General features: G+C 60.4%; 25 protein-coding genes and 3 tRNA genes. 20 read left to right on the top strand and 8 right to left on the bottom strand.

The genetic code is table 11. The features are described from left to right. The 8 genes from gmk to FDQ92_RS01960 are packed head-to-tail and all read right to left on the bottom strand — an operon-like array spanning position 1 to position 4,485. The gene (gene gmk / locus FDQ92_RS01995; protein WP_137423048.1) at positions 1–672 is read right to left on the bottom strand and encodes a guanylate kinase; all 672 of its coding nucleotides are present in this window, start codon (positions 670–672) and stop codon (positions 1–3) included. Beyond that, positions 669–956, bottom strand: a complete 288-nt coding sequence (gene remA, locus FDQ92_RS01990; protein ID WP_137423047.1) for an extracellular matrix/biofilm regulator RemA — start codon at positions 954–956, stop codon at positions 669–671. Before remA ends, gmk begins: the two co-directional genes overlap by 4 nt. Positions 957–966: 10 nt before the next feature. Beyond that, the gene (locus FDQ92_RS01985) at positions 967–1,854 is read right to left on the bottom strand and encodes a YicC/YloC family endoribonuclease (protein WP_137423046.1); all 888 of its coding nucleotides are present in this window, start codon (positions 1,852–1,854) and stop codon (positions 967–969) included. After that, entirely contained in the window at positions 1,851–2,417 is a 567-nt protein-coding gene (locus FDQ92_RS01980; RefSeq protein WP_137423045.1) for a DUF4416 family protein, read from the bottom strand. The genes FDQ92_RS01985 and FDQ92_RS01980 overlap by 4 nt, the downstream gene beginning before the upstream one ends. Then, positions 2,414–3,430, bottom strand: coding sequence for a D-glycero-beta-D-manno-heptose-7-phosphate kinase (gene rfaE1 / locus FDQ92_RS01975; RefSeq protein ID WP_137423044.1), 1,017 nt, complete (start codon positions 3,428–3,430; stop codon positions 2,414–2,416). Before rfaE1 ends, FDQ92_RS01980 begins: the two co-directional genes overlap by 4 nt. A gap of 10 nt (positions 3,431–3,440) precedes the next feature. After that, the gene (locus tag FDQ92_RS01970; RefSeq protein WP_137423043.1) at positions 3,441–3,614 is read right to left on the bottom strand and encodes a Trm112 family protein; all 174 of its coding nucleotides are present in this window, start codon (positions 3,612–3,614) and stop codon (positions 3,441–3,443) included. A gap of 16 nt (positions 3,615–3,630) precedes the next feature. Continuing rightward, positions 3,631–4,125 carry a DivIVA domain-containing protein gene (locus tag FDQ92_RS01965; protein ID WP_137423042.1) on the bottom strand — a complete coding sequence of 165 codons (495 nt, stop codon included), beginning with the start codon at positions 4,123–4,125 and terminating at the stop codon, positions 3,631–3,633. Between the two features lie 57 nt (positions 4,126–4,182). Then, positions 4,183–4,485 carry a YggT family protein gene (locus tag FDQ92_RS01960; RefSeq protein ID WP_137423041.1) on the bottom strand — a complete coding sequence of 101 codons (303 nt, stop codon included), beginning with the start codon at positions 4,483–4,485 and terminating at the stop codon, positions 4,183–4,185. 197 nt (positions 4,486–4,682) lie between these two features. On the opposite strand from FDQ92_RS01960, the gene FDQ92_RS01955 reads away from it, so the two are divergent. From FDQ92_RS01955 to FDQ92_RS01860, 20 genes are all read left to right on the top strand, one after another. Beyond that, positions 4,683–4,757, top strand: a tRNA-Thr gene (locus FDQ92_RS01955). A 99-nt stretch (positions 4,758–4,856) separates the two neighbouring features. Beyond that, positions 4,857–4,941: transfer RNA gene (locus tag FDQ92_RS01950), tRNA-Tyr, on the top strand. A 181-nt stretch (positions 4,942–5,122) separates the two neighbouring features. Next, positions 5,123–5,199 (top strand) — tRNA-Thr (locus tag FDQ92_RS01945). A gap of 138 nt (positions 5,200–5,337) precedes the next feature. Then, entirely contained in the window at positions 5,338–6,531 is a 1,194-nt protein-coding gene (tuf, locus tag FDQ92_RS01940; protein ID WP_137423029.1) for an elongation factor Tu, read from the top strand. A gap of 32 nt (positions 6,532–6,563) precedes the next feature. After that, the gene (rpmG, locus tag FDQ92_RS01935; RefSeq protein WP_137423040.1) at positions 6,564–6,713 is read left to right on the top strand and encodes a 50S ribosomal protein L33; all 150 of its coding nucleotides are present in this window, start codon (positions 6,564–6,566) and stop codon (positions 6,711–6,713) included. Between the two features lie 126 nt (positions 6,714–6,839). After that, positions 6,840–7,172, top strand: coding sequence for a preprotein translocase subunit SecE (gene secE / locus FDQ92_RS01930; RefSeq protein ID WP_137423039.1), 333 nt, complete (start codon positions 6,840–6,842; stop codon positions 7,170–7,172). Positions 7,173–7,234: 62 nt separating this feature from the next. Next, a complete protein-coding gene (gene nusG, locus FDQ92_RS01925) occupies positions 7,235–7,765 on the top strand; it encodes a transcription termination/antitermination protein NusG (RefSeq protein ID WP_137423038.1) in 531 nt (176 codons plus the stop codon). Positions 7,766–7,822: 57 nt separating this feature from the next. After that, positions 7,823–8,245, top strand: coding sequence for a 50S ribosomal protein L11 (rplK, locus tag FDQ92_RS01920; RefSeq protein WP_137423037.1), 423 nt, complete (start codon positions 7,823–7,825; stop codon positions 8,243–8,245). Between the two features lie 54 nt (positions 8,246–8,299). Next, entirely contained in the window at positions 8,300–9,004 is a 705-nt protein-coding gene (gene rplA / locus FDQ92_RS01915; RefSeq protein ID WP_137423036.1) for a 50S ribosomal protein L1, read from the top strand. Positions 9,005–9,241: 237 nt separating this feature from the next. After that, positions 9,242–9,766: a 50S ribosomal protein L10 gene (gene rplJ / locus FDQ92_RS01910; protein ID WP_137423035.1), complete on the top strand. Its 525-nt coding sequence runs from the start codon at positions 9,242–9,244 to the stop codon at positions 9,764–9,766. A gap of 21 nt (positions 9,767–9,787) precedes the next feature. Continuing rightward, the gene (gene rplL, locus FDQ92_RS01905) at positions 9,788–10,177 is read left to right on the top strand and encodes a 50S ribosomal protein L7/L12 (protein WP_137423034.1); all 390 of its coding nucleotides are present in this window, start codon (positions 9,788–9,790) and stop codon (positions 10,175–10,177) included. Between the two features lie 173 nt (positions 10,178–10,350). Beyond that, positions 10,351–14,463, top strand: a complete 4,113-nt coding sequence (rpoB, locus tag FDQ92_RS01900) for a DNA-directed RNA polymerase subunit beta (RefSeq protein ID WP_137423033.1) — start codon at positions 10,351–10,353, stop codon at positions 14,461–14,463. A gap of 118 nt (positions 14,464–14,581) precedes the next feature. Continuing rightward, a complete protein-coding gene (rpoC, locus tag FDQ92_RS01895; protein ID WP_137423032.1) occupies positions 14,582–18,676 on the top strand; it encodes a DNA-directed RNA polymerase subunit beta' in 4,095 nt (1,364 codons plus the stop codon). A gap of 149 nt (positions 18,677–18,825) precedes the next feature. Beyond that, positions 18,826–19,197, top strand: coding sequence for a 30S ribosomal protein S12 (gene rpsL, locus FDQ92_RS01890; protein WP_137423031.1), 372 nt, complete (start codon positions 18,826–18,828; stop codon positions 19,195–19,197). An 87-nt stretch (positions 19,198–19,284) separates the two neighbouring features. Beyond that, positions 19,285–19,755, top strand: coding sequence for a 30S ribosomal protein S7 (gene rpsG / locus FDQ92_RS01885; RefSeq protein WP_137423030.1), 471 nt, complete (start codon positions 19,285–19,287; stop codon positions 19,753–19,755). Positions 19,756–19,911: 156 nt separating this feature from the next. Continuing rightward, positions 19,912–21,105, top strand: coding sequence for an elongation factor Tu (gene tuf / locus FDQ92_RS01880; protein WP_137423029.1), 1,194 nt, complete (start codon positions 19,912–19,914; stop codon positions 21,103–21,105). Between the two features lie 85 nt (positions 21,106–21,190). Beyond that, complete coding sequence (rpsJ, locus tag FDQ92_RS01875; RefSeq protein ID WP_137425662.1) at positions 21,191–21,499, top strand: 30S ribosomal protein S10; 309 nt, start codon at positions 21,191–21,193, stop codon at positions 21,497–21,499. Between the two features lie 40 nt (positions 21,500–21,539). Further along, entirely contained in the window at positions 21,540–22,172 is a 633-nt protein-coding gene (rplC, locus tag FDQ92_RS01870) for a 50S ribosomal protein L3 (protein WP_137423028.1), read from the top strand. A 41-nt stretch (positions 22,173–22,213) separates the two neighbouring features. Then, entirely contained in the window at positions 22,214–22,837 is a 624-nt protein-coding gene (gene rplD / locus FDQ92_RS01865; protein WP_137423027.1) for a 50S ribosomal protein L4, read from the top strand. Then, a complete protein-coding gene (locus FDQ92_RS01860; protein WP_137423026.1) occupies positions 22,834–23,127 on the top strand; it encodes a 50S ribosomal protein L23 in 294 nt (97 codons plus the stop codon). The genes rplD and FDQ92_RS01860 overlap by 4 nt, the downstream gene beginning before the upstream one ends. Positions 23,128–23,165 lie beyond the last annotated feature (38 nt).

Below are 23,165 nucleotides of genomic sequence, written 5' to 3'. Positions count from 1 at the left end.
TCAGGAGTCGCGGACGTCCGCAAATGGCCGCCCGAAAAGGTGGGCGACCTCGGGCAGGCGCCGATCCCGCCACGAACGGGCGGCGCGAAAGATGGCGGCAAGGTCGGCCGCGGCTTCTTCCAACCGATCGTTCACCACGAGGAAATCGTACCAGGGTGCGTTCTGGATTTCTTCATCAGCGGCCCGCAGCCTTCTTGTCATGTCCGCCTCCGACTCGGTCCCCCGCTCCGCGAGGCGTTCCCTGAGGACGGCCAGGCTCGGCGGAAGGATGAAAACGGCCGCCGCACCGGGGATTTTGCCTTTCACCTGACGGGCGCCCTGAACATCGATATCGAGCAAGACATCGTATCCTTCGCCGAGGCGGGCGGCGACCTGCGCGCTGTCCGTGCCGTAGAGGTTCCCGTGAACCTCCGCCCATTCGAGGAATCGGCCGCCGCGAATGCCGTCCACGAAGGATGCCCGGTCCAGGAACCGGTAGTCCACGCCGTCACGTTCTCCGGGACGGGGCGGCCGTGTGGTGCATGAAACCGAAAACCGCAGCCGGGGGTCTCGGGCCAGCACTTCATGGATAAGCGTGGTCTTTCCCACTCCCGAGGGCGCCGAAATGATGAAAACGGCCCCCTGTCGCGACGCCGCAGGCGCGGGAAAGCCGGGCCGCGCCAAGGGATTCATGAGGAGGATGTCTTCCTGGAAGCTGAGGATTCCTTCAAGGCGTGATCCTGGCTTAGACGTTGGGCGATGGTTTCCGCCTGCACGCCGGAGAGGATCACGTGGTCGCTGTCGGTGATGATGACGGATCGCGTCCGGCGGCCCATAGTGGCATCGATGAGCTTGTTCGCCTGCTTCGCGTCTTCTTTGAGCCGCTTCATGGGGGCCGAGCTGGGGGATACGATGGCCACGATGCGGTTGGCGATGACCGTGTTTCCGAAACCGATATTGAGCAGCTTGATCTCCATGGGGTTTCCTTCATTCTACGTTTTGGATTTGTTCCCTGAGTTTTCCGATCTCGTTTTTCATATGAACGACCGCCCGGGATATTTCCAGATCGCTGGACTTGGACCCGATGGTGTTCACTTCGCGAAGGAGTTCCTGGGTCAGGAAGTCCAACTTGCGGCCTTCCGCCGCCGACTCGGCGACTATCATGGACTCCATCTGGTCAAGATGGCTCCGGATGCGCACGACCTCTTCGTTGATATCCGATCGGTCGGCAAGCACGGCAATTTCCTGAAACAGCCGATGGTCGTCGGCGTCCATCTGGACCTGGTCCAGGATGTCCCTGATCCGGTCCTTCAAACCCTGGAAGGCCTGCTGCAGCTGTGGCTCCCTGCGCGACTCCACCACGTCCAGCGCCTCCCGGATCTGAACGAGCCTCGCCAACAGGTCTTCCTGGAGCGCCTTGCCTTCCCGTGTGCGCATGACGGCGAGGTCCCGCAGCGCGTCTTCCACGGCCTGATTCATGAGCGGGGAAATGGCCTCTATGTCTTCGGCGGTCTCCGCAGCCTCGAAGAGGTTGGGGGCGCGCAGCAGATGATCCAGGGTGGGCGGATCCAGCCCGGGGAGGGTGCGATGGAGATCCTGCAGTTGCTCCCAGTAGAAACGGGCAAGCGAACGATTGATCCGGGGGGCTCTCACCTCGATGGCGAGGGGTTCCACCAGGGCGTTGGCCTCCACGCGACCTCTTCGGACGGCCCGGGCGATCCTTTTCCGGAGGGCGTCTTCCAGGGCTCCGTAGTTCTTGGATAGGCGGACGAACACGTCCAGGGAACGGCTGTTCAAGGTGCGCAGTTCCACGGTAACTCGGTAGCGCGCGTCTTCGGCCTGAGCTCGAGCGTAGGCGGTCATGCTGACGATCAAGAGGGATCCTCCGGCAAGGCCACAGGGCTTCGCGGCAGCCGCGACCAACGGCGGCCCGCGGCCGCCGCCCGCAGCGCCCCGAAAGCATGGCGAACCACGGGTTCTCGATAATCCGGATACGTCCAGGGGAGCGGTTGGTAGGCGCCTTTTTGGAAAATCAAGGTGAGGTCTGCATAGATTCCTGCGCGGAGGTAGATGCGGTGCGCGGCGCTTTTCCCCGTAGCGAGCACCAGCCGGTCGGGACTCAAAAGCCCCGGGTCGATGTTGACCCGCCGCCTATGGTTTTCCGCGAGATGACCTTCGATGGTGTTGGTCTGGAGCTTTACATCGGGAAGCGTTTCGGGATCAACGGGGTCCGAAAAAGCCGCAAACCGGCGAAAAATGTCGGACCCCATTTCCTTCTCGTAATAGGTGCTGTAGTGGAACGGCATGGGCTCGCTCAGGAAATCCAACGGACCATAGCCGTCCACCAGGCGCCGGAGGGCCTCGGTGAGGATCTCCTTCTCCCGATAAAGCAGCCCGGCGATCAACGTCTGCGGTTCGCTCTCCCGGGGCCGGCTCACGGTGAATCCCCCGCCCCGAGCGCTTCCAGGAGCTGCTCGGGTCTGACACAGGCCGTTCCCACTTCCCCGACCACGATTCCGGCGGCAAGATTGGCGAGCTGTGCGGCGTGGGCGGCGCTTAGGCCGGCGGCCAGCCCGAGAGCCATGAGGGCGATCACCGTGTCGCCCGCTCCCGTCACGTCAAACACGCGCCGAGCCACTGTGGGGATGTGGAGCACCGAACCTTCGCGGTCGAAAAGGCTCATCCCGTCCTTCCCTCGGGTGATCAAAACCTTCTCACAGTCCAGCCGGGCGAGGAGGGCTCTGCCGGCTTCGAGCAGCCCCAAGTCGTTGTCGATCGGGATTCCGGCAAGCAGGGCCGCTTCGTGATGGTTCGGTGTGATGACGGTCACGCCCCGATAAAGATCCAAAGGACGGACCTTCGGGTCCAGGAGGATCGGAAGCCCCGGCGGGCGGACCGTTTCCCTCAAGCCTGCCATCAGTTCCCCGTTGATCACTCCCTTTCCGTAATCGGACAAGACCACCGCATGGACCGAAGGCAACCTGTCGCGAACGTACTCCAGGAGCCTGCCGCATTCCATGGGGCCGAGCGGCACGCGCCTTTCGCGGTCGAAGCGGACCACCTGCTGGTTCTGCGCGATGACGCGGGTCTTCACCGTCGTCGGGCGTTCGCCGCAAACCACCAGCCCGTCACTTTCGATCCCATCGGTCTTGAGCAGCCGCTCGACCTGTCGCCCCGGTTCGTCGTTTCCGATGACGCCGGCGACGAAGACTCCCGCCCCAAGCGACGCCACGTTTCGGACCACGTTGGTCGAGCCGCCGAGAAGCAAAGACTCCTCGCGCACTTCCACCACGGGCACGGGAGCTTCCGGGGATATCCGCTGGACGTCCCCCCAGATGAAAATGTCGAGCATCACGTCCCCGACGACGAGGACCTTGAGGGTCGCGAATCGCCGGATGGCTCGAACCAGCAGCAGTCTCTGTTCAGCGGTGAACGGCAGGCCGTCGGTCATGGGAGGTCGGCTACGGTGCGAGAGGTCGCGCTTCGTCGATCAGCATGATGGGAATGCCGCCGCGGATTTCATAGAAAAGCCTGCAGCGGTCGCAAACCAGACCGTTTGCGGATTCATCCAGGCGGACGTCTCCCTTGCACTTGGGGCATGCAAGGATATCCAGAAGTTCTTTGCTGATACTCATCGACGGAAACGCTCCCTCAGGGGTTCAGGAATTTCACCTTGTTTTCCAATTCGGCCTCGGTTTCGTCGTCCTTTTCGAGATCCAGGAGTTGCCGGTACGTTTCTATGGTGGAGCGAAGCTTGGTTTCGAGCTGCGTTCGCTGGCGTTTCAACTCGAGTATGTCCTCGTGAAGTTGCGAAAGCCTCTGGTGGGCTCCCTGAAGGATCTTTTCGGCCTTGAGTTCCGCCTCGGAGACGATGAGCTTTGCTTCTTTTTCAGCGTTGGCCTTGACCTGTTCGGTAGCCTTTTGTGCGCTCAAGAGGACGTTTCGGATGGTTTTGTCCCGATCCTTGTAGTCGGCCAGTTCGCGGCTCAGTTGCTGCATTTCCTTTCGCAACTGGCCGTTTTCCACCTGAAGGCGCTGCAGCGTTTCGGCGGTCTGCTGGAGGAAAAGCTCCACCTCGCGCCGGTCGTATCCCCGCCACCGCGTCCGAAATCTGCGGCTTTCCAATTCAAGAGGCTTCCAGTCCATGACTCGGCGTCCTTTCCTGCACGGGTTTCGGCCGCGTCGGCCCCCTGCGATAAGCCTTCATGTTCCCAGGGTGATCGCCATACGCCGGAGTGACGGGACGAGAAAACTCTGCAGGAAAACGAGTACCAAGATGACGATCATGGGTGAGAAGTCGATGCCTCCTAAGAAAGCCGGGACGCGGCGCCGGACGGCGTAGAGCACCGGTTCGGTGATGCTGTAGAGGAAGCGCACAATGGGATTGTAGGGATCGGGATTGACCCACGAGAGGATCGCGCGGGCGATGATGATCCACATGTAGGCGGTGAAGACGATGTCCAGGATCGTGGCCAGGGCGATGAGAAAATAACTGATTACAAACATGATTCACCGTTTCTCCGTAAGTGTTGCCGCAGAAGCTTCGGGTAGCCGCACGATGCTGAGGGTATCGTCGGAAACGCCTGCAAGCTACCCTTTTCAAGGGTGGGTGTCAACGGTTGGTTGCCTTGGGCGGTTAGGTACCAGGAAGATTTTCGGTTGCCAAGAGGCGAGTTTTCGGTTAAAAAACCTAGATTAATTGCGCTGGCGTAGCTCAACGGTAGAGCAGCTGATTTGTAATCAGCAGGTTGCGGGTTCGAATCCCATCGCCAGCTCCAGGGTCGGCGAAAACGGCAAAAATGGTCTTGCCTTTTGCGAGTTGCTGTGATAGCAAAGATCGCTTTCGGGACATGAGTTCCGAATAAAGGCGCAAATGTGGAGAGGTTCCCGAGCGGCCAAAGGGAGCAGACTGTAAATCTGCCGGCGAAGCCTTCGGAGGTTCGAATCCTCCCCTCTCCACCACAACTAAACAGAACATGTAGGAGATGGTGGCAGGTCTGAGGGGCCATTGTCGTTTGGACTGCATGGTGTGATCCGGGAACGGAGTTCGTTTCCACGGCCGCACTGGTTGCTGGAACGGAAGGCGAGGTTCCCGCATTTCACGTTCATTCCCATCGTGTAGTTCTTGCCCGCGCGTTGATGGGCCCACGTAGCTCAGGAGGTAGAGCACTTCCTTGGTAAGGAAGAGGTTCACCGGTTCGAGCCCGGTCGTGGGCTCCATTTTTTTTGGCCGTCGGCACCAAGGCTCGTTCTGCCGCGATGCTCCCCCAAGTTGGTTCACGTACACCGTTGTTGGCGTACCCGTAACAGGCGCCGCTTTTGGGGGCGACAACCGATGAGGCATGAGGAGGACAGGCGATGGCGAAGAAGAAGTTTGAGCGGACGAAGCCGCACGTGAACGTGGGGACGATCGGGCACATCGATCATGGGAAGACGACGCTTACGGCGGCGATCACGAAGCAGTTGTCGAAGCGGGGTCGTGCGGAGTTCGTCCCGTTCGATCAGATCGACAAGGCGCCGGAGGAGCGGGAGCGTGGGATTACGATAGCGACGGCGCACGTGGAATACGAGACGGAGAAGCGTCATTATGCGCACGTGGACTGTCCGGGTCATGCGGACTACATCAAGAACATGATCACGGGTGCGGCGCAGATGGACGGAGCGATTTTGGTGGTGGCGGCCGATGACGGGCCGATGCCGCAGACGCGGGAGCACATTTTGCTGGCGCGTCAGGTGGGGGTGCCCTACATTGTGGTGTTTTTGAACAAGGTGGACATGGTGGATGATCCGGAGCTGATCGAGCTGGTGGAGCTGGAGCTTCGGGAGTTGTTGACGAAGTATGGATTTCCGGGCGATGAGGTGCCGATCGTGAAGGGGTCGGCGTTGAAGGCGTTGGAGGCGGAGGATCCGGACAGTGCGGATGCGGCGCCGATTTTCGAGTTGATGAAGGCGGTGGACGAGTACATTCCGGATCCGGTGCGGGACATCGACAAGCCGTTTTTGATGCCGATCGAGGATGTGTTTTCGATCAGCGGTCGTGGGACGGTGGTTACGGGGCGCGTGGAGCGTGGCGTGATCACGGTGGGCGAGGAAGTGGAGATCGTGGGTTTCGGTCCGACGATGAAGACGGTGTGTACGGGCGTGGAGATGTTCCGTAAGACGCTGGACCGTGGGGAAGCGGGGGACAACATAGGGGTGCTTCTTCGGGGGATCAAGCGTGACGAGGTGGAGCGCGGCCAGGTGGTGGCGAAGCCGGGGAGCATCACGCCGCACACGAAGTTCAAGGCGGAAGTGTATGTCTTGAAGAAGGAAGAAGGTGGGCGGCACACGCCGTTTTTCCCGGGATACCGGCCGCAGTTTTATCTTCGGACGACGGACGTGACGGGAGTGGTGACGCTTCCGGAGGGTGTGGAGATGGTGATGCCGGGCGACAACGTGAACATGGAAGTGCAGCTGATCGCGCCGGTGGCTCTGGAAGAAGGGCTGCGGTTCGCGATCCGCGAAGGCGGCCGCACGGTCGGCGCCGGAGTCGTCACCAGCATCATCGAATAGGGACTTAAACCGGGATTCAAGGTGGGTGTTCAATGCGAGTAATCGTGACCCTCGCGTGTTCGGAATGCAAGCGGCGCAATTACACGACAACCAAAAACAAGCGGACGACGCCGGAGAAGCTGAACTTCCGCAAATACTGTTCGTTCTGCCGGACGCACACGGTCCACAAAGAGACGAAGTAGGCGGGCGGATGCCGCCTTTCCGGCCGCCCCACGCGGCGGCCGGCGATCCGCATCGCCGGGAACAAGGAATCTCATCATGGCCCGAGTTTCATGGGCCTGTTTTTGGACAAGCCCTTAGGATGATCCATGAAGGCAGTCAAGAGATCGGATGAGACCCCGGCTCAGGCGGGGAAGCAGGACAAGGTGAAGCCGCTCAAAAAGAGCGCACCCGCCAGAAAAGCGGAAACCCCGAAACGCAAGGCGCCCAGGAAGGCCCAAGTCACCCGGTTAGACTTCGTGCGGCGCGCCCGCCAGTACCTCAGGGAAGTGGCCTACGAACTGAAGAAGGTGGTCTGGCCTTCCCGCAAGGAAACGGTGGCCACGACTGCTGTCGTGCTGGTGGTCGTGGTGCTGGCCGGCCTTTTCCTGGGCTTCGTGGACCTGGTCCTCAGTCGGTTCGTGCGGTTTCTCATCGGATAAACGGGTTCGGCCCTCAGCCGGTGACTTCTGGCGGCGTGACCGGGGACAGACGGAGAGGTCTTGTGGCGAAACAATGGTACATCGTGCACACCTATTCCGGGTTTGAGCACAAGGTGAAGGGGGCGCTGGAAGAGCGCGTCAAGAGCGCCGGGAAGGAAGCGTTGTTCGGCCGGATTCTGGTGCCTACGGAGAAGGTGATCGAACTGGTCAAGGGGGAACGCCGGTCGTCGTCACGAAAGTTTTATCCCGGCTACATCGTCGTCCAGATGGAACTCAACGACGAAACCTGGCACCTGGTCCGCCACACCCCGAAGGTCACGGGATTCATCGGGAGCAAGGACAAGCCCATTCCGCTGACCGATCAGGAGGCGGAGGCCATCATTCAGCAGATGGAGGAAGGCGCTCAGAAACCGAAGCCGAAGTACCAGTTTGAAAAGGGCGACGAAGTCCGGGTGATCGACGGCCCCTTCGCCAGTTTCAACGGGATCGTGGATCAGGTGATCCCGGAGAAGGGAAAGGTGCGGGTTCTGGTGAGCATCTTCGGAAGGTCGACGCCGGTGGAGCTGGATTTCATGCAGGTGAACCGCATCTGACGGCGCGGTCCTCGGAGGCGCGCGCAATGAAGCGCTGAGGCAAGGAGTGGAGAGAACATGGCTAAGAAGGTTGTGGCTAACATCAAACTGCAGATTCCCGCCGGCCAGGCGAATCCTTCGCCGCCGGTCGGTCCCGCGCTGGGTCAGCACGGCGTGAACATCATGGAGTTCTGCAAGGCTTTCAACGCCAAGACCCAGGGTCAGGAAGGGATGATCATCCCCGTTGTGATCACGGTCTACGGCGATCGGTCTTTTACTTTTATCACCAAGACGCCTCCCGCGGCCATTCTGCTCAAGAAAGCGGCCCAGATCGCCAAGGGTTCCAGCGAGCCGAACCGGGAAAAGGTGGGGAAGGTCAGCAAGGCGCAGGTGGAAGAGATCGCCAGGTTGAAGATGCCCGATCTCAACGCCCGGCGGTTGGAAGCGGCCATGAAGACCATCGCGGGGACCGCCCGGAGCATGGGGATCGTGGTGGAGTAATCGGCAACGCCATCGGTTGGACCGGCGAAACAACGGAGTTTTGGAGAGAGGGAGATGGCAAAGCGAGGGAAGAAGTACCAGGCAGCGCGCGCTCTGGTGGATCGCTCCAGGAGGTATTCCTTCGAGGAAGGCCTGGAACTGGCATTGAAGTGCTGCTACGCGCGCTTTGATGAAACGGTGGACATCGCGGTCAAGCTGGGCGTCGACCCGCGGCATGCGGATCAGATGGTTCGAGGCACCGTGGTCCTTCCCAACGGGTTGGGAAAGGAAGTTCGGGTGGTGGTCTTCGCCAAGGGCGAGAAAGTCAAGGAAGCCCTGGACGCGGGAGCCGATGAGGCCGGCGGTGAAGAACTGATCGAAAAGATCAAGGAAGGCTGGCTGGAATTCGACAAGGCCGTGGCCACGCCGGACATGATGGGGCAGGTGGGCAAGATCGGCAAGATCCTCGGCCCCCGAGGCCTCATGCCCAACGCCAAGCTCGGCACGGTCACCTTCGATGTGGAAAAGGTGGTCAAAGAGATCAAGGCCGGCAAGGTCGACTTCAAGGTGGAAAAAACCGGTATCGTGCACGCCCCCATGGGGAAGGCGTCCTTCGGGCAGGAAAAGCTGCTTCAGAACGTCGCTACCTTCATTGACGTGCTGATTCGCATGAAACCCGCCGCGGCCAAAGGCACCTATGTCAGGGGCATCGCCGTGTCCACCACCATGGGGCCGGGGGTGCCCATCGACCCGCTCGCGGTCAAGAGCATCGTGTCCTGATCGCAGGGATGCGGCATGGTTCCCCGCCGGAGGCGGCCCGGGGAACGGAAACCTAAACACCTGCCGCTTGGTGCTTTCAGACGTCTGAGACCGTAGGTACATCCGGAAGGGTGTTTAAATTCGTCTCACGCCGGGCGAGACCTACCGAGGTGTGTGAAGCAGCCAATCGGATCAGCGGGCTCACCTGTCAGAATCCTTTGGAAGCACACCGGCAGACGAAAGGGGGGTTGAAGCAACTTGGAACGGTCGAGAAAACAGGAGCTGATTGAGGAATTACGGGAGAAGCTGCAGCGGGCCAGCGCCTCGGTCCTCACGGACTACAAAGGGTTGAGCGTGGCCGAGATCACGCAGCTCCGGGACAGCCTGGCCGAACAGGGCGTCGAATTCCGGGTGGTCAAGAACACCCTGATGCGGCTGGCGGCCAAGGATACGGATGCGGCCGTCCTGGAACCGTTCCTCACCGGGACGAACGCGGTCGCCCTCGGCTACGACGACCCAAGTGTTCCCGCCAAGATCTTGAGAAAGTACGGCAAGACCAATGACAAACTCAAGATCAAGTGCGGTGCGCTCGGCCGCCGGCTGCTCACCATGGAGCAGGTGGGTGCGTTGGCGGACCTTCCGTCTCGCGAGGAACTCCTGGCGAAGCTGCTCGGGACCCTCAACGCCGTGCCGACCGGACTGGTGACGGTGCTGAGCGGGGTGCCGCGGGCCTTTGTCGGCGTGCTGGCAGCGCTTCAGAGAAAACGGGAAGAACAACCATAGGATTCTGGGAGGACAAGAGCAATGTCGGAAATCACCAAGGAAGATGTGGTCAAGTTCATCGAAAACATGACGGTGCTCGAGCTGAGCGAACTGGTCAAGGAACTGGAAGATCGCTTCGGTGTGAGCGCGGCGGCGCCGGTGGCCGTGGCGGCTATGCCCGGAGCGGGAGCGGCGGCGGAAGCGGCCCCCGAAGAGGAAAAGACGGAATTCGATGTGGTGATCACCTCCGTCGGCGACAAGAAAATCCAGGTGATCAAGGAAGTGCGGGCGGTCACCAGCCTGGGCCTCAAGGAAGCCAAGGACCTGGTGGAAAACCTTCCGGGCGTGGTCAAGGAAGGCATCCCCAAGGCGGAGGCCGAAGAGATCGCCAAGAAGCTTACGGAAGCGGGAGCCACCGTCGAAGTCAAATAGCGGATGTGGCTTTGAGTAGAGGTGTCGGAAGCTCCTGCATTCGGGGGCTTCCGACATGCGTTTTTTGAAAGGGCCGTTGCCCGAAAGTTCCACGACCGCCTCGCAGGGGGCCGACAACATTGGTAAAACGTGCATTGCGCGCCATATCACCTCACCGAGTTGCAGGAGACACCATGGCAACTGCTTTGACCCACGAGTATCGGGTTAGGAAAAATTTCGGAAAGATTCAAAAGATCATCGACATCCCCAACCTCATTCAGATGCAGAAGGAGAGCTACGAGAACTTCCTGCAAAGGGATGTGCCGCCTGAAGCCCGGTCCAACAAGGGACTCCAGGAGGTGTTCGACAGTGTCTTTCCCATCGAGGATTTCAGCGGCACGGCGTCGCTGGAATTCGTTCAGTACAGTTTCGGCGACGTTAAATACGACGTGGAGGAATGTCTGGCGCGGGGCATGACCTATGAGGCCCCCTTGAAAATCGTGGTGCGGCTCGTCGTCTATGACGTGGACAAGGAATCCGATCACCGTTCCATCCGCGACATCAAGGAACAGGAGATCTATTTCGGAACGCTTCCGATCATGACCGAAAACGGGACGTTCATCGTCAACGGTACGGAACGGGTCATCGTGAGCCAGCTGCACCGGTCGCCGGGCATCTTCTTCGATCACGACCGGGGAAAATCCCATTCCAGCGGCAAGATCCTCTATTCGGCGAGGATTATCCCTCTGAGGGGTTCGTGGCTGGATCTGGAATTCGATCCCAAGGACATTCTTTACGTGCGCATCGACCGGCGCCGCAAACTGCCGGTGACGGTCCTGCTGAAGGCTCTCGGCCACTCCTCCGAAGAACTGCTCAACTATTTCTACCCCACCCAGAAGGTGGTGATCTTTGACCGGGAGCGCGCCGGGAAGGCCCTGGATCCCGCCGTCCTGGTGGGCAGCCGGGCTCCCGAAGACATCGTCAACCCGGAAACCGGCGAGGTCCTCGTCAAAAAGAACCGAAAACTCGGCAAGCAGACCCTCAAGCGCCTCCAGGATATGGGAATCGAGACGCTGCCCGTGCCCACCACCGAGCTGATCGGGCAGGTGCTGGCCCATGACGTGGTGGATTTCAAGACCGGGGAAATCGTCGCCGAGTGTAACGACACGGTCACCGAGGATCTGCTCGAGGACCTGGCGGCCCGGCAGATCGGTGAGATCGAATTGCTGCACCTCCAGGGCCAGGACGTGAGCCCGTCTTTTCGGAACACACTGCTACTGGATAAGGTGCACAGCAAGGAAGACGCTATTATTGAAATTTACCGGCGGCTGCGGCCCAGCAACCCGCCGACCCTGGAGGTGGCCACGGAATTTTTCAACAACCTGTTCTTCAGCCCCGACCACTACGACCTTTCCGAAGTGGGGCGTTTGAAGCTGAATCTTCAGCTGGGACTCGACGTGCCCATCGACCACCGTACGCTTCGCCGCGAGGACATTCTGGAGGCGGTGAAGCACCTGATCCGATTGAAGGACACCCAGGGTGCCGTGGACGATATCGACAACCTGGGCAACCGGCGTGTGCGAGCCGCCGGTGAACTCCTCGAAAATCAGTACCGGATCGGCCTCGTTCGTATGGAACGGGCCATTAAGGAACGGATGAGCCTCCAGGAGATCGAGGCGTTGATGCCGCACGATCTCATCAACGCCAAGCCGGTTTCGGCGGTGGTCAAGGAATTTTTCGGCACGAGCCAGCTGTCGCAGTTCATGGACCAGACGAATCCGCTTTCTGAGATCACCCACAAGCGGCGGCTGAGCGCCCTTGGGCCGGGCGGCCTCACCCGGGAGCGGGCGGGCTTCGAAGTGCGCGACGTTCACCCGACCCACTACGGGCGGATCTGTCCCATCGAGACGCCGGAAGGTCCGAACATCGGGTTGATCGTCTCGCTTTCCACCTATGCTCGCGTGAATCCTTACGGCTTCATCGAAACGCCCTACCGCAAGGTGTCGGACAAACGGGCGACCCGCGACGTGCAATACCTCACGGCCATGGACGAAAAGGACTATCCCATCGCCCAGGCCAACGCGCCGCTCGACGAGCAGGGGCATTTCATGCTGCCCCAGGTTTCGGCGCGGGTTGCGGGCGAGTTCATGATGGTGCCCCCGGAAGAGATCCGCTTCATGGACGTTTCGCCCAACCAGCTGGTGAGCGTGTCGGCGTCGCTCATCCCCTTCCTGGAACACGACGACGCCAACCGGGCGCTCATGGGATCCAACATGCAGCGCCAGGCGGTGCCGCTGATCCAGACCCGGGCCCCCATCGTGGGGACCGGGGTCGAGCGTATCGTGGCCCGCGACAGCGGCGTAGCCGTGATCGCCAGGCGGGACGGCGTCGTCGAATACGTGGATGCGACGAGGATCGTGGTGCGGGCCCGGGAACCCGAAGGCATCCTGGATAGCGGCGTCGACATCTACAAGCTCACCAAGTTTCAGCGGTCCAATCAGAACACCTGCATGAACCAGAAACCGCTGGTCCGGCAGAGCGACCGGGTGCGCAAAGGGCAGATCATCGCCGACGGCACCTCCACCGAACACGGCGAACTGGCCCTGGGGCGGAACGTCATGATCGCCTTCATGAGCTGGGGCGGCTACAATTTCGAAGATTCCATCCTGGTGAGTGAACGGATCGTACAAGACGATGTGTTCACCTCGATCCACATCGAGGAGTTCGAAGTCCTCGCCCGGGATACCAAGCTGGGCAAAGAAGAGATCACCCGGGACATTCCCAACGTTGGCGAGGAGGCCTTGAAGGATCTGGACGAGAGCGGCATCGTTCGGATCGGTGCCTACATCAAGCACAACGACATCCTGGTGGGCAAGGTGACGCCCAAGGGTGAAAGCCAATTGACGCCGGAAGAGAAGCTTCTGCGCGCCATTTTCGGTGAGAAGGCGAGCGATGTGAAGGACACCTCGCTTCGGGTGCCCCCCGGCGTCGAAGGGATCGTGATCGACGCCAAGGTTTTCTCCCGGAAGGGCGTGGACAAAGACGAGCGGACGCGGATGATCGAGGACGAAGAGATCGCCCGAATGATGAAGGACCAGCGCGATGAGCTGGAGATCATCCGAAAGAGCACGGTCCGCCGCCTGGGCCAGCTCCTTGAGGGCAGGACCAGCACGTCCGGGCTCAAGGACGGCCGCAGGGTTTACGTGAAAAAGGGCGAACCCATCACCGAAGACGTGCTCATGAACATGCCGAGCGGCCTGTGGAGCCGCCTCAGCGCCGAGGAGGATCCGGCGCTTTCCATGGAGATCCAGAACATCTACGAAAACTACCGGGAACAGGTGGACCTGGTAAAATCGCTCTTCGAAGAGAAGATCAACAAGCTGAGGCGCGGCGACGAGCTGCCTCCCGGCGTCATCAAAATGGTCAAGGTCTACGTGGCCGTCAAGCGCAAGCTCCAGGTGGGCGACAAGATGGCCGGCCGCCATGGAAACAAGGGCGTCGTTTCGCGGATCCTCCCCATCGAAGACATGCCGCATTTTGCGGATGGGACCCCCGTGGACATCGTCTTGAATCCCCTGGGGGTGCCTTCCCGCATGAACGTGGGTCAGGTGATGGAAACCCACCTGGGTTGGGCCGCCAAGGGCCTGGGAGAGCAACTGGCGCGCATGATCGAAGAACACAAGGAGCGGGAAGCTCTGGACGAGAAACTGAAGCGGATCTTGAATCATCTGGAATTCGACAACTATTTCAAGGGTGCCGGTGAAGAGGAACTAAAGGCCCTCGCCCCGCAGCTTAAGGAAGGCCTCCACGTGGCGTCGCCGGTGTTCGACGGGGCCCACGAAGACGAGATCCGGGCCTTTCTAAAGGAAGCCGGGCTTCCCGAAACCGGCCGGACGATCCTCTACGACGGGCGGACGGGAGAACCCTTCGATCAGCCGGTCACCGTGGGCATCATGTACATGCTGAAACTCCACCACCTGGTGGACGACAAGATCCACGCCCGTTCCATCGGACCGTACTCCCTGGTGACCCAGCAGCCGCTGGGCGGCAAGGCCCAGTTCGGCGGACAGCGCCTCGGGGAAATGGAAGTGTGGGCCATGGAAGCCTACGGCACAGCCTACGCGCTCCAGGAATTCCTCACGGTCAAATCGGACGACGTGGCGGGGCGGACCCGCATGTACGAAAAGATCGTCAAGGGCGACAATACGCTTGAAGCCGGACTTCCCGAGTCGTTCAACGTGCTCGTGAAGGAGCTTCAGGCCCTGTGCCTGGATATCCAGCTATTGGAAGAAGGGGAAGAAGATTGAGCCTGCGTCGAAACTCCCGGAAGACCGAAGCCGTCCTGCTTTCTGAGCGCCCGTGGGATGCAGGACGCGGCGGCGCCGAAACCGGGACGGAACAGCACCGGCGCATAAGGAGGCACCTTTGAAAGAGCTTCATCCTTTTTTTGTGAAACCGACCGATCCGCTTCACTTTGATGCCGTGAAGATCATGCTGGCTTCCCCGGAAAAGATCCGGGAATGGTCCTACGGGGAAGTGAAGAAGCCGGAAACCATCAATTACCGGACGTTCAAGCCGGAACGCGACGGGTTGTTCTGCGCCAAGATTTTCGGACCCATCAAAGACTACGAATGCAACTGCGGAAAATACAAGCGCATGAAGCACCGTGGCGTGGTGTGCGAAAAATGCGGCGTGGAAGTGATCCAGTCGAAGGTGAGGCGCGAGCGCATGGGCCACATCGAACTGGCGGCCCCCGTGGCGCATATCTGGTTTCTGCGGAGCCTCCCGAGCAAGATCGGAAACCTCCTGGACCTCACCATGAGGGAGCTGGAAAAGGTCCTGTATTTCGATTCGTACATCGTCATCGATCCCGGGGAGACGCCCCTCATCAAGGGCGAACTCATGGGGGAAGAAAAGTACCGGCAGATGATACAGGAATACGGAACCGGCTTCCGGGCGGGCATCGGAGCCGAAGCCATCAAGGAACTGCTCATGGGCCTGGACCTGCAAGGGCTCGCCCGGGAACTCCGCCTGGAAATGACGGAAACCAACTCGGTGGCCAAGCGCAAGAAGCTGGCCAAGCGGCTGAAGGTGATTGAAGCCTTCAAGGATTCCGAAAACCAGCCGGAATGGACCATCCTCGACGTGATTCCGGTGCTTCCCCCGGATCTTCGGCCGCTGGTGCCTCTGGACGGCGGCCGCTTCGCCACCAGCGATCTGAACGACCTGTACCGGAGGGTGATCAATCGAAACAACCGCCTCAAGCGGCTCATGGAACTGAATGCGCCGGACATCATCATCCGCAACGAAAAGCGGATGCTCCAGGAAGCCGTCGATGTTCTTTTCGACAACGGCCGCCGGGGTAAGATCATCACCGGGGCCAACAAGCGGCCCCTCAAGTCGCTCAGCGACATGTTGAAAGGCAAGCAGGGTCGTTTCCGCCAGAACCTTCTCGGAAAGCGCGTGGACTATTCCGGGCGGACGGTGATCGTCGTGGGGCCCAACCTGCGGCTCCACCAGTGCGGGCTGCCCAAGAAGATGGCCCTCGAACTCTTCAAGCCTTTCATCTACAACAAGTTGGAAGAAAAGGGGTCCGTGACGACCATCAAGGCTGCGAAGAAGATGGTCGAAAAGGAAACGCCGGAGGTTTGGGACACGCTGGACGAGGTAGTGCGTGAATTCCCGGTGATGCTCAACCGTGCTCCGACCCTGCACCGGCTCGGCATCCAGGCCTTCGAGCCCATCCTCATCGAAGGCAAGGCGATCCAGCTGCACCCTCTGGTCTGCACGGCATTCAACGCGGACTTCGACGGGGACCAGATGGCGGTTCACGTTCCGCTTTCCATCGAGGCCCAGGCGGAAGCCCGGGTGCTCATGATGTCCACCAACAACATCTTGAGCCCCGCCCACGGAGGCCCCATCATCGTGCCTTCGCAGGACATCGTGCTCGGCATCTACTACATGACCAGGGAAAAACCCTTGGCCCGCGGAGAAAACCGAGTGTTTTCGGGAGTGGGCGAAGTGCGCCGGGCGTACGATGCGGAGCAGGTGGAGCTGCATGCGCGGATCAAGGTGCGCATCGACGGCGAACTGTTTGAAACGACGGTCGGCCGGGTGCTTCTGTGGGAACTCATTTCGGAGATCTTCCCGGCGGACATTCTGGAAGATCACGAAAACCTCCGAAAGATTTTCATGCTCATCAACCGCATCATGAACAAGAAGGCCATACTGGATTTGATCGACTACGCCTACCGGGTGGCGGGGGTCAAGACGACCGTGATCCTGGCGGACCGGTTGAAGGACATCGGCTATGCCAGCGCGACCCGTTCCGGTTTGTCTATCTCCATCGGGGACATGATCATCCCGAAACGCAAGGCGGAGATCATCAACATGGCCTTCGAGCAGGTGCAGGAAATCGAACGCCAGTACAACGAAGGCCTCATCACCGAAGGGGAGAAGTACAACAAGGTGGTGGACATCTGGGCCAAGGCCACCGAAGATGTGGCTTCCGAAATGATGAAGGAAATCGCGGTGGACAAGATGCCGGGCATCGAGGGGGAGACGGTCGAAATCCCGTCTTTCAACCCCATTTACATGATGGCCGATTCGGGTGCTCGGGGAAGTAAGGATCAGATGCGCCAACTTTCCGGCATGCGCGGACTCATGGCCAAGCCTTCGGGCGAAATCATCGAAACGCCCATCACGGCCAACTTCCGGGAGGGCCTCACCGTGCTGCAGTACTTCATCTCCACGCACGGCGCCCGAAAAGGCTTGGCCGATACGGCTCTCAAGACCGCCAACTCGGGCTACCTGACCCGCCGCCTGGTGGACGTGAGCCAGGACGTGATCATCACCGAGGAAGACTGCGGGACGTTGGACGGCATCGAACTGGAAGCGCTCCTGGAAGCCGGCGAAATCATCCAGCGGCTGGGAGAGCGGATTCTGGGGCGCATCGCCCACGAAGATGTGATCGATCCCGTGACAGGGGAAATCCTGGTGCCGGCGGGAACCGAGATCGATGAGCAGGGGATTCGACGGATCGAAGACGCCGGCGTCGAAAAGGTCTTGATTCGTTCGGTGCTTACGTGTAAGAGCCGGCGCGGGGTCTGTGCGAAGTGTTACGGTCGGGACCTGGCTCACGGAAAGATGGTGGAGATCGGCGAGTCCATCGGCATTATCGCCGCGCAATCCATCGGGGAACCCGGAACACAGCTCACCATGCGGACCTTCCACATCGGTGGGACCGCGAGCAAGCGCATTGAGCAGACTTCGATCACCAACCGGTACCCGGGAACCGTTCGTTTCGTCAATCTTCACACCGTTAAAAATCGGGAAGGGGACTTGGTGGCGATGAACCGCAACGGAGAGATCGCCATCGTGAGCGAGACCGGACGGGAACGGGAACGGTATGTCATCGTCTACGGCGCCAAGCTCAAGGTTCCGGACGGCCAGGCGGTGGACGCGGAAACACTCCTTGCGGAATGGGACCCCTTCACGCTGCCCATCCTCACGGAGGTCCCTGGGACCGTGAAGTTCGGGGACATCCTCGAAGGCCAGACCATGCAGGAAAAGCTGGACCCCGTGACCGGTAAGTCCTGCAAGGTGGTGGTGGAAAGCCGCGATCCGGACATGCGCCCCCGGATTTCCATAAAGGACGAACGCGGCAGGACGATGAAAGTCGGCGACGGGGGGCACGCCCGATACTTCATGCCTGTCGGCGCCATCCTCATGGTGAACGAAGGCGACGTGGTCTTCCCCGGCGATGTTCTCGCCAGGATCCCGCGGGAAACCACCAAGACCAAAGACATCACGGGAGGTCTGCCGCGCGTCGCCGAACTGTTTGAAGTGCGAAAGCCCAAGGAAAATGCGGTGATCGCGGAGATCGACGGCGTGGTGAGCTTCGGGAAGGACACCAAGGGAAAGCGCAAGGTGGTCGTTACGCCGGAAGTCGGGGAACCGCGCGAGTACCTGATTCCCAAGGGGAAGCATATCAGCGTACATGAAGGCGACTACGTGCGGGCCGGCGAAGCCCTCATGGACGGATCCCGGAATCCGCACGACGTGCTGAGCATCCTGGGGGAAAAGGAACTCGCCAAGTGGTTGGTCGATGAGGTCCAGCAGGTCTACCGGCTGCAGGGCGTCAAGATCAACGACAAACACATTGAGGTCATCGTGCGGCAGATGCTCCGGCGCGTGCGGATCACGGACCCCGGCGACACGGATTTCCTTATCGGCGAACAGGTGGAAAAGCCCATCTTTGAAGACGTGAACGCCAAGCTGGAAACGGAAGGGAAAAGACCGGCCGTGGCCGAGCCGCTGCTTCTCGGCATCACCAAGGCGTCGCTCAGCACCCACAGTTTCATTTCCGCGGCGTCGTTTCAGGAAACCACCAAGGTGCTCACCGACGCGGCTTCGGCCGGCAAGGTCGACCACCTGGAAGGGTTGAAGGAAAACGTGATCATGGGGCGCCTGATTCCTGCAGGCAGCGGCATGAAACGCTACCGCGACATCAGGAAATGATCCCCAAGGAATGCGGGCGGGCTCAGGCTTAAAAGAGCTTGACAACCCGCGGGGCTATCTGTAGATAGAAAGGATTTCCGAGCCCAAAAGACAGGCGGGCCGCCGGGGAACCCTTGACGCGGCAACACAGAAGGATCGGAGAGTGGACAATGCCCACGATCAACCAACTGGTGAGGAAAGGCAGAAAGCAGATCAAGAAGAAATCGAGCACGCCCGCCATGCAGCGGTGCCCTCAGAAGCGGGGGGTGTGCGTGCGCGTCTACACCACGACCCCCAAGAAGCCCAATTCGGCGCTGCGCAAGATCGCCCGCGTGCGCCTGACCAACGGCATCGAGGTCACTTCCTACATCCCGGGCATCGGCCACAACCTCCAGGAGCACTCGGTGGTTCTGATTCGAGGCGGCCGCGTGAAGGACCTTCCCGGCGTGCGTTATCATATCATTCGCGGAACCCTGGATGCGTTGGGGGTCGGCGACCGCAGGCAGGGCCGATCCAAGTACGGTACAAAGCGACCCAAGTAGCCGGATTCCCGGGTAGGATGGGGGCCATGGCCCGCCGGGCCATGGCCTATCTTTTGCCATTGATGACCGGACCAGTCGAGGAAGGGAATGCCAAGAAGAAGAGAAGTCCCGAAGCGCGAGATTCTGCCGGATCCCAAGTTCAACAGCAAGCTCGTGGCGAAGTTCGTAAACAACCTCATGCGCCGCGGCAAGAAGAGCGTGGCCGAAAGAACCCTCTACGGAGCCTTCGACTTGATCGAGCAGCGTTCGAAGCAGGATCCCCTTGAGGTCTTCCACAAGGCCATGGAGAATGTGCGGCCGGTGATTGAAGTCAAATCCCGCAGGGTCGGCGGAGCTACGTACCAGGTTCCCGTGGAAGTGCGTTACGAACGGCGGGACGCCCTGGCCATGCGCTGGATCATCAACCACGCCCGGCAGCGGTCCGAGAAGACCATGATGCAGAAGCTGGCAGGCGAACTGGCCGACGCTTCGCAGAATCGCGGGGGAGCCATCAAGAAGCGCGAGGACACGCACCGGATGGCTGAAGCCAACAAGGCCTTCGCTCACTATCGCTGGTAGGGAAGTCGGCCGGGATCCCGTTTGGAGGCCCGGCCATCCGGAACCGGCGGCGCTGCCTGGAACGACGGACCGGCGTCCTCCCGGTGATAAGCGATTTTTGTGATGACGAACGGAACGGGTTCTGCAGTCAACGGTTCAGATTGAGGAGGAGAGGCGATGGCGAAGAAGAAGTTTGAGCGGACGAAGCCGCACGTGAACGTGGGGACGATCGGGCACATCGATCATGGGAAGACGACGCTTACGGCGGCGATCACGAAGCAGTTGTCGAAGCGGGGTCGTGCGGAGTTCGTCCCGTTCGATCAGATTGACAAGGCGCCGGAGGAGCGGGAGCGTGGGATTACGATAGCGACGGCGCACGTGGAATACGAGACGGAGAAGCGTCATTATGCGCACGTGGACTGTCCGGGTCATGCGGACTACATCAAGAACATGATCACGGGTGCGGCGCAGATGGACGGAGCGATTTTGGTGGTGGCGGCCGATGACGGGCCGATGCCGCAGACGCGGGAGCACATTTTGCTGGCGCGTCAGGTGGGGGTGCCCTACATTGTGGTGTTTTTGAACAAGGTGGACATGGTGGATGATCCGGAGCTGATCGAGCTGGTGGAGCTGGAGCTTCGGGAGTTGTTGACGAAGTATGGATTTCCGGGCGATGAGGTGCCGATCGTGAAGGGGTCGGCGTTGAAGGCGTTGGAGGCGGAGGATCCGGACAGTGCGGATGCGGCGCCGATTTTCGAGTTGATGAAGGCGGTGGACGAGTACATTCCGGATCCGGTGCGGGACATCGACAAGCCGTTTTTGATGCCGATCGAGGATGTGTTTTCGATCAGCGGTCGTGGGACGGTGGTTACGGGGCGCGTGGAGCGTGGCGTGATCACGGTGGGCGAGGAAGTGGAGATCGTGGGTTTCGGTCCGACGATGAAGACGGTGTGTACGGGCGTGGAGATGTTCCGTAAGACGCTGGACCGTGGGGAAGCGGGGGACAACATAGGGGTGCTTCTTCGGGGGATCAAGCGTGACGAGGTGGAGCGCGGCCAGGTGGTGGCGAAGCCGGGGAGCATCACGCCGCACACGAAGTTCAAGGCGGAAGTGTATGTCTTGAAGAAGGAAGAAGGTGGGCGGCACACGCCGTTTTTCCCGGGATACCGGCCGCAGTTTTATCTTCGGACGACGGACGTGACGGGAGTGGTGACGCTTCCGGAGGGTGTGGAGATGGTGATGCCGGGCGACAACGTGAACATGGAAGTGCAGCTGATCGCGCCGGTGGCTCTGGAAGAAGGGCTGCGGTTCGCGATCCGCGAAGGCGGCCGCACGGTCGGCGCCGGAGTCGTCACCAGCATCATCGAATAGAACCGATTTCTTTGAACCGTACTGAAGGATCTCCGGGCCGGCCACCGCAGGACGGGGATCATCCCAGATTGGAACGGCGATCATGATGATGAATCAAAGGATACGCATTCGCCTGAAGGCCTACGACCACAAGCTGCTGGATCAGGCGGCCGGTGAGATCGTGGCCACCGCGAGGAAGACCGGGGCCGGGGTTGCGGGGCCGATACCTCTGCCCACCAAGATCCACCGCTACACGGTTCTACGTTCGCCTCACATCGACAAGAAGTCTCGGGAGCAGTTCGAGATTCGAGTCCACAAGCGGCTGCTGGATATCCTGGAGCCGACGCAGCAGACGGTGGATTCCTTGATGAAACTCGATCTTTCCGCCGGTGTGGACGTGGAGATAAAGCTCTAGGCTCGAGACTCCGGGCCTTCATGGGAAAGAGAGCGGAATCATGGTGAAAGCATTGATCGGGCGAAAACTGGGGATGATGCAGGTTTTCGGGGACGACGGTCACTCGCTGCCGGTGACCGTGGTTCAGGCCGGCCCCTGCGTGATCACTCAGGTGAAGACACCGGAGCGCGACGGCTATGCGGCGCTGCAGTTGGGCTTTGGAAAGCGCAAGGAGAGCCGGGTGAATCGGCCGCTCAGAGGTCACATGGAAAAGGCCGGCAAGGGGTGCTTCGAAATCCTTAAGGAAGTCAAGGTGGAAGACCCTGAAGGCTACGAAACGGGGCAGGAATTCGGTGCGGACGTCTTCGAAATCGGCGAGCGTATCGATGTTATGGGAAACAGCAAGGGGAAAGGGTTTGCCGGAACCGTCAAGCGCTGGGGGTTTCACCGGGGACCTGTGACCCATGGCTGCAAGAACATCCGTGAGCCCGGTTCGACCGGATGCGCCACCTACCCCGGCCGGGTTATCAAGGGGAAAAAGATGGCCGGCCAGAAAGGGAACAAGAGGGTCACCACGCTGAACCTGCGAATCGTCGATGTGCGGCCCGAAGAGAACCTGATCCTGATCAAGGGCGCCTTGCCCGGTTCGTCCAACGGGATCGTGTTTCTCCGGAAATCGAACCGGGTGAAGTGAGGCTGCAGCGACCGCCGAGACGGCAGAACTAGAGGATCACCATGGCTATTGTGGACGTGTACGATATGAACCGGGAAGTGGTGGGTCAGTTGGAACTCAGGGACGATATCTTCGGGGTTCCGGTCAAGCCTCACGTGCTTCACGAAGTGGTGCTGTATCAGTTGGCCAAGCGCCGCGCGGGAACCGCAAAGACGAAGGGACGGAGCGAAGTCTCCGGCGGCGGTCGGAAGCCGTGGCGGCAGAAGGGCACCGGGCGCGCACGCGCCGGGACCATCCGGTCGCCGCTCTGGCGGGGCGGCGGAATCGTCCACGGTCCGCAGCCGCGGAGCTACGAGATGCGCGTACCCAAAAAGTTGCGCAGGCAGGCCCTGAAAATGGCCCTTTCTCAGAAGCTGCTGGATCGGGAACTCACCGTGGTGGACAGCCTCCACCTGGCGGAAATCAAGACCAAGACCTTCGCCGAGATGCTCAGGCGCTTTGAAGCCGAAAAGCCGCTCGTGGTCATCGACCGCCGGGACGAGGTGATCGAGAAGTCCGCGCGCAATATTCCTCGGACCAAGGTCCTGCGGAGCGAAGGGTTGAACGTGTACGATCTCCTGAACCACCACAGCGTGCTGCTGACCCGGGAGACCGTCTCGAAGATAGAGGAGGCGTTGGGATCATGAGTGGCAAAGCCTATCAGGTTCTGAAACGCCCGGTGATCACCGAAAAGACCACCGCCGCCAAGGACGCCCTGAATCAGCTGAGCTTTGAAGTGGACCGGCGAGCCAACAAGATCGAAATCAAGCAGGCCGTGGAGAAGATCTTCAAGGTGGATGTGCTGGAAGTGCGGACGTCCACTGTGAAGGGAAGAATGAAGCGGGTCGGACGGCACATGACGAAAACGTCGGACTGGAAGAAGGCGGTGGTGAAGATCAAGCCGGGCCAGAGTGTGGAATTCTTCGAGGGCGTGTGATGGATGGAGCGGCTGGACTCCGTCCCGGGCCCGATGCG

The organism is Desulfoglaeba alkanexedens ALDC (assembly GCF_005377625.1).
Lineage (GTDB): Bacteria > Desulfobacterota > Syntrophobacteria > Syntrophobacterales > DSM-9756 > Desulfoglaeba > Desulfoglaeba alkanexedens.
Note: the sequence above shows the minus strand (reverse complement) of the source record. Positions and strands in the feature narration are given on the sequence as shown.